This is a genomic window from Sneathiella sp. (assembly GCF_029233945.1).
Taxonomy (GTDB): Bacteria; Pseudomonadota; Alphaproteobacteria; order Sneathiellales; family Sneathiellaceae; genus Sneathiella.
The window spans coordinates 1-5,920 of the sequence record NZ_JARGOQ010000096.1 but is presented as its reverse complement, the minus strand read 5'-3'; the positions used below and the strand labels follow the sequence as shown (position 1 = coordinate 5,920).

Here is a 5,920-nt window from a genome sequence, read left to right as displayed (position 1 = left end):
ACGCCCGCGCGATCCCGCCAACCTCTGTGAGGAGTACGGCACGCATCCGGCCCGGTGCGAGTTCCGTTCGTTCCCCAAAGGCACGCGCGAGCAGCCCGGCCGCATCCGGTCCTTGCAGATCAATCCGGCCAAGATGAGAAATCTCCGCCATGGCAACATCCGTCCAGGCGGCCCGCGCCTCCCGATGGCGCGCCGCTTTCAGGCTCTCCTCCTTCAAGGGGTACATGGCCGCGAGTTGCCAGCCCTGAAATGTCCGGTGCCGGGCGCCCGCCCGTTTCTGCGCCTCATAAAGCGGGCCACGCCGAACCCGGGAGAGCATTTTCGATCCCCTATTGAAAGTACCCTCCCCCTCAAGCCTCTCGGGCACGGTGCGCGGAAAGACGCCTGCCGACTGCACCAGACAGTCGCAGTCGAGATGGATATCGCGGTTGAGCGGATCGTCTCCCGCCTTTTGCAAAACCACACCCCGGAGACGGCGAAAGCCGATGGCGCGATTAATGCGGTGATGCGGATAGAGCGGAATGCCGGACTGACGCGCAAAGTGATGACAGGCGGCGGGCACATCCCCGCGCGTATCGATAATCGCGGCGGGCTTTATGCCCCGCGCCATCAACGACGCCGCCAGCCGGTAGCCATCCGTATGCCCGACATAAAGCACCATGCGATGCCCCGGCAGGACGGCATAACGATTGAGCAGGATAAGCGCATACTCAAGATTAAAAATACCCTGCAATAGATTATTTCGAAAAGAAAAAATCTGGTCCTCAGTCCCGATCTCGAAGATCATTTCCCGTGCCTTGATATGGCGCAAACGGCGATCGGGCAAATGCGGATCGCGCGTTGTCAGATGCCCTTGCGGCCGCTCCTCCGCATGGAGAAGATCTTCTCCTTCCCGCTGCAGGGCCGTGGTGCGAGAGAGCATCCGCACATTCGACATGACCAACAGTCGATCCAGCGCCCGTCGGCGCCAGTCACCGGGAGCAAGACCGTCGATCCATTGATCATCATGGAGCAGGCTGCCGCCAAACTCGAAATCCCGCTCGATCAGGATCACATCCGCCCCCGTCTCGGCCCGCTCAAGCGCGGCGCTGAGCCCGGCGAGGCCGCTGCCGACAATCAGGTAATCCGTATGGTCGTAAACATGCTCCGTCTCCTGCACATCATCACTTTCAACGGAGGGCGCATATCCCGGCAGAAACCGGCGAAAATGGCCGTTGGTCCGGTGACGCGCGGTGAGATCATCATAGAGCTCCTGCGCCATCGGACGGGTCGATGCAGGGGCCTCGCCCGCGCGCAGAAGGGAGACGCTTTCCGGTGGTTCAATGCCATGGGCCAGCAGCGCGGAGGCCAGCGTATCTCCCGCAAACCCGCGATATCCGTGACCACCGAAGCGAAACGGCACCGGCCGTTCGCGATCGACACTGCCACCGCCGATCCGGTACTGAGGCAGGATCTGTCCGCCCGGCAATCTCAATTTTTTCGGCCAAATACGCGCCATCACTACTCATCCTCTTGCCGCCCTCTATCTAGCAGAAGCGGACGGCCTAAAGCTACACAGGATTATGTTTCTTTTTAGGCCCCGCCGGTGATTGACAGCCGCCCGACGAGGGCCTAGCCTTTTCCCGCGCAGAACCGTCAACACAAGGATAATAAAATGACGAAGCAATCCTGTCTTGTCGTCGGCGCGGGAGACGCGACCGGCGGCGCCATTGCCAGAAGATTTGCCCGCGAAGGGTATGAGACCTGCATCGTCCGCCGCGCGCGGCATATGGACGATCTGAACGCCCTCGCCGAGGAAATCGGCAAAGACGGCGGCAGCGCCCATGCCTTCGGTGTCGATGCCCGCGATGAAGATGAAATGGTCGATCTGTTCGCGAAAATCGAGAAGGATGTCGCCCCGCTCGGCGTTGTGGTCTTCAATATCGGCGGCAATGTCAATTTCCCGATTACCGAGATGACCAGCCGCGTCTACCGCAAGGTCTGGGAGATGAGCTGCTATGCCGGCTTCCTCACCGGGCGAGAGGCGGCGAAGGTGATGCTGCCGCGCGGGAAAGGCACGATGCTGTTTACCGGGGCGACGGCCTCTTTACGCGGCGGGCCCGGATTTTCCGCCTTTGCCGGAGCGAAACACGGCCTCCGCGCCCTCGCCCAGAGCCTCGCGCGCGAGCTGGGACCGCAGGGCATTCATGTCGCCCATGTGATTATCGACGGGGCCATCGACACCGCCTTTATCAAGGAGCGCTTCCCGGAGCGTTACGCCCTGAAGGGACGGGACGGCATCCTGCAGCCCGATGATATTGCCGAGAATTACTGGAATATCCACTGCCAGAACCGGAGCGCCTGGACCTTCGAGATGGACCTCCGCCCGTGGATGGAGAAAATGGCCTAGACTCTAGTCGGGCCAGCCATGCCAGTCGATCCAGCGGCCGTGGAAATCGGCGCGACCGACAAGATGTTCCTCCCCTGACGGCCAGAGGATAAGGGTCAGCCCCGTGCCGGGAGACTTGCCGTCGATTTCCATGCGCGCCCAGGCGAGCGGTGCGTCCTTGGTGGCGCGCCTCCCCGCGGCGCGGATAATCTCCTCCCCGCGATTGCGCGCTGCTTCGGGCAGATACTGCCAGACGATGGTGCTGTAGATAGCATGGGCGACGCCTTCCTTTGGCGCAGCGGTGCGCGTTTTGAGCCAGTCGAGGGCGTCGGCTTTCTCCACCTTCTCCGGTTGGCGCGCGGCAATATCGAAGGCCGCGCGGGTTCGCTGCAATCGGTCCGCCTGATCCGGCCAGATGAAGGAGAGCATCCGCTCCCTATCCGCGGCATTGCCCGGATCGACGGGCAGCAGGTCACACCCCGCCCGCGCGCGTATATCGAGGGGAATGTTGGGCGCCGGATTGCCGGGCCATTTCGGCTCGATATGAACGGCTGAGGATGGATCGCCGAAACTGTTCTCGCCAAGGGTGATATGAAACTGGTCGGGATAAAGGTTCAGCCCCGCACTCGCGCCGATCTCCGAAATCATCAGCGGCAGGCCGGTCTGGCGGGTCACTTCCAGAAACATCGGCAGTGTCGCGCCGACACGTCGCACCTCGTTGGTTTGCGGCGGTCCGGTCAAGCGACCCAGGATAAAGGTTTCATGTTCTGTTAGCGCATTCGATATAGCGGCCCAGAGATCATCATCGGAAATACCCTCATGATGCGGCGGATAGTGGGCGGCAAGCGACGCGCTTTTGCCGGTCAGTACCAGCGCATGCAGCGCCCCGCACAGCCGGAGCGGCACGGAATCCCCAAGCGCGGAGGCATCGCCCGCCCAGCCGAGAATGGCATTGGCGACCGCGCCGCCATTGAGCCGGGCGCCCGCAAGACGGCAGACGCGGCCGGTGAAATCCGAGCCAAGCTTCTCGCAGGCCTCCCCTTGATCGGCGAAAATCTCGCGTATCGGCTTTGCCATTACTCCTGTCCTCTTCTGGTGTGGGTCCCCTTGCGCACCGCGACGACGGATGTGATGAAAATGAGGGCGCAACCCGCGAGCACGGCGAGTGAGACCAGCGGCAGATCGTCATATCCCCATCGCACAGAAACGAAATTCGAAATCCAGGAGCCGACGGAAATGCCAAGATAAAGCGCCGCCGCATTCAGCGCAAGCAGCAGGCTGCGCTGCTCCGGATCGATATTGGCGATGCGCTGCTGCTGCGGGGAATGGAACATCATGCCAAAGGCCGCCCAGATAACGATGGCGATAAAGGCGAGCCATAAATCCGGGCCAATCGCCCAGATCATCAAAAAGCCCGCGCCGAGCCCGATCAGGGAAGCGAAGATAACCTTGTCGGGGCCGAAGCGATCACTCAACCGGCCCGCAAAAACATTGCCCAGCACCCCGTTGACCCCATAGGCCAGCAGCACCAGCGCGATCAGGTTTTCGGCCAAATCGAACTTATGCGCCACATAAGGCGCGATCAGGGCGTAGGTGCAGAAAATCGCGGTCATCTGCAGGAAGGTCGTGAGCACCGCAAAGGAGGAACGGACGCGCGTCAACGCCTCAAAGATATGGGAGAAGCGGATCGGCGCCCCGGCCTGTCGATCCTTCACGAAATAGAGGATCGACGCCATGGAGCCCAGCGCGACAAGCGCGAGCAAAAGATGCACCAGCCGCCAACTCATCAGGGTGCCGAGATAGGCAGATATTGGTGTGCCGAGGACCGAGGCAAAGGTCAGCCCGGCAAAGACGATGCCCATGGCGCGGCCCTGCTGCTCCGGCGGGGCGAGCCCGGCGCCAATGGCGGAGCACATCGGGCTGATCGCCGCCGCGCTGAGGCCCATAAGCCCGCGCGAAATAAACAGCATCTCGTAACTTGTGGACGCCGCCCCGAGGATCAGCGCCAGCGCCAGCAGGCCAAGCCCCGCGCAGAGGATCTTGATCCGTGCAAAACCGCTGAACACCACCTGGGTGAGCGGCGCGGCAATGGCAAAGGCAAGAGCGAAAACCGTCACCAGAAAGGCAATGTCGGAGGGCGGCACCTGGAGCCCGTCAGATATCTGCCAGGTCAGCGCAATCACCGAGAGGCTGGACGTGCCGACCATGAAATAGGCGGAGCTGAGCGACACTAACGCCCAGAGCGGAAAAGGTTTTTTTGTTATTGTTGTCGTTTCCATGCGCGGGAGAATAGCAAAAGTCCTTCCTGTCACCTAGTCCGAAATGCATCACCTCCCCCGACGCTATCCCGCTTGCATATTCAGGTTTTTATAATATTATTAATTTGTCATATAATGATAAAATCTGGGAGGATACTCATGACATTCTTTAAAACCCTCGCCGCAACCGCGGTGGGATTAACGTTTCTTGCGGGCTCTGCGCTGGCGCAGGAATGTGCGCCATCGAAATGGGGCGCGGATGATGAACTCGGTTCCGCTAACCTGGTCTCGCCGGAACGCACCCTTGAGGCGAGCAAGCTGATCAAGCAGGGCAAGAGCGTCCCGCTCGGCATCGTGATTGATTCCTCAACCCCCGCCTTCCCGCCGCGCGGGCTCAGCCTGCAGGTGGTACAGCCGAACCAGCAGGGCGGGCAGAAGCTGTTCGCCTTTAACGGCAACTATAACGACGATTTGATGCAGCTCTGGCTCGGCATCGGATCGCAGATTGACGGGCTTGGTCATCTTGGCGAGAACGGTCTTTATTATAACTGCCTGGACGAGAAGGAAATATCGCAGATTACGGGCCTGACAAAGCTTGGCACCCATAATATCCCGCCGCTGGTCGGCCGGGGCGTTGTTATCGACATGACGAAGCATTTTGGCGTTCCCGCGCTGGAAGCCGGGCAGTTTTTCACCGCCGCCGACATTCAGGAAGCCGCCAAAGCGCAAGGCGTTGAAATCCGCGAGGGCGATGTGGTGCTCTTCTATACCGGCTGGACCGATACCAAGCTAGAGAGCGATCCCGTCGCCTGGGTGAGCGGAGAACCCGGCACATCGGAGGATGCTGCGGAATGGCTGGCCGCGCAGAATGTGATGGCCGTCGGCTCAGATACCTGGGGTCTTGACGTGGTGCCACCGGAAAAAGAGGGGCGCCCCTTCTACGGTCATGTCATCCTGCTGAAAAAGAACGGGATCTATATCCTTGAGACCATGAACACCGGCCTGCTGGTCCGCGACGGCGTGACGGAATTCATGTTCGTCCTTGGCCAGGCCCGCGTCCGCGGCACGGTCCAGATGATCATCAACCCGGTCGCGTTGTACTAGACGATACACGGCAACAAGCAAAGAGGGGCCGGGAAGACCCAGCCCCTTTTTTATCCTCACTCTCTACCCTTGCCCCGCCGCCACGGCCATATGGGTGTAGGCGATTTTGAGGAGGGGGCAGTCGATATTGGCGGAGGCTCCCTTTTCGATCAGGTCGCCGAGGATATGTTCATGCTCGGTGCGGAGGCCG

6 protein-coding genes are annotated in these 5,920 nt (G+C 60.8%); 2 read left to right on the top strand and 4 right to left on the bottom strand.

Features of this window, described 5'->3' with window-relative positions:
* Positions 1 to 1,498, bottom strand: a 1,498-nt coding sequence (locus P1U71_RS17575; RefSeq protein ID WP_301106975.1) for an FAD-dependent oxidoreductase, incomplete at its 3' end; no start/stop codon positions are given.
* A 156-nt stretch (positions 1,499 to 1,654) separates the two neighbouring features.
* On the opposite strand from P1U71_RS17575, the gene P1U71_RS17570 reads away from it, so the two are divergent.
* Positions 1,655 to 2,389: an SDR family oxidoreductase gene (locus P1U71_RS17570; RefSeq protein ID WP_301106974.1), complete on the top strand. Its 735-nt coding sequence runs from the start codon at positions 1,655 to 1,657 to the stop codon at positions 2,387 to 2,389.
* Positions 2,390 to 2,392: 3 nt separating this feature from the next.
* Here the strand turns inward: P1U71_RS17570 and P1U71_RS17565 are convergent, their stop codons facing one another.
* Together P1U71_RS17565 and P1U71_RS17560 are read right to left on the bottom strand one after the other, a co-directional pair.
* Positions 2,393 to 3,445 (bottom strand): DUF2332 family protein, encoded by a 1,053-nt coding sequence (locus P1U71_RS17565; protein ID WP_301106973.1) that lies wholly within the window; start codon positions 3,443 to 3,445, stop codon positions 2,393 to 2,395.
* Positions 3,445 to 4,647 carry an MFS transporter gene (locus P1U71_RS17560; RefSeq protein WP_301106972.1) on the bottom strand — a complete coding sequence of 401 codons (1,203 nt, stop codon included), beginning with the start codon at positions 4,645 to 4,647 and terminating at the stop codon, positions 3,445 to 3,447. The genes P1U71_RS17565 and P1U71_RS17560 overlap by 1 nt, the downstream gene beginning before the upstream one ends.
* A gap of 138 nt (positions 4,648 to 4,785) precedes the next feature.
* On the opposite strand from P1U71_RS17560, the gene P1U71_RS17555 reads away from it, so the two are divergent.
* Positions 4,786 to 5,730, top strand: coding sequence for a cyclase family protein (locus P1U71_RS17555; RefSeq protein WP_301106971.1), 945 nt, complete (start codon positions 4,786 to 4,788; stop codon positions 5,728 to 5,730).
* Between the two features lie 63 nt (positions 5,731 to 5,793).
* On the opposite strand, the gene P1U71_RS18075 is transcribed toward P1U71_RS17555, so the two are convergent.
* On the bottom strand, positions 5,794 to 5,920 hold a 127-nt coding region (locus tag P1U71_RS18075; protein WP_367281218.1), incomplete at its 5' end, for a ketopantoate reductase C-terminal domain-containing protein.

What these genes read in the sequence shown, in the direction of transcription:
- P1U71_RS17555 (WP_301106971.1), top strand. Translation starts at nt 4,786, where the DNA reads ATGACATTCTTTAAAACCCTCGCCGCAACCGCGGTGGGATTAACGTTT.
- P1U71_RS17560 (WP_301106972.1), bottom strand. Translation starts at nt 4,647, where the DNA reads ATGGAAACGACAACAATAACAAAAAAACCTTTTCCGCTCTGGGCGTTA.
- P1U71_RS17565 (WP_301106973.1), bottom strand. Translation starts at nt 3,445, where the DNA reads ATGGCAAAGCCGATACGCGAGATTTTCGCCGATCAAGGGGAGGCCTGC.
- P1U71_RS17570 (WP_301106974.1), top strand. Translation starts at nt 1,655, where the DNA reads ATGACGAAGCAATCCTGTCTTGTCGTCGGCGCGGGAGACGCGACCGGC.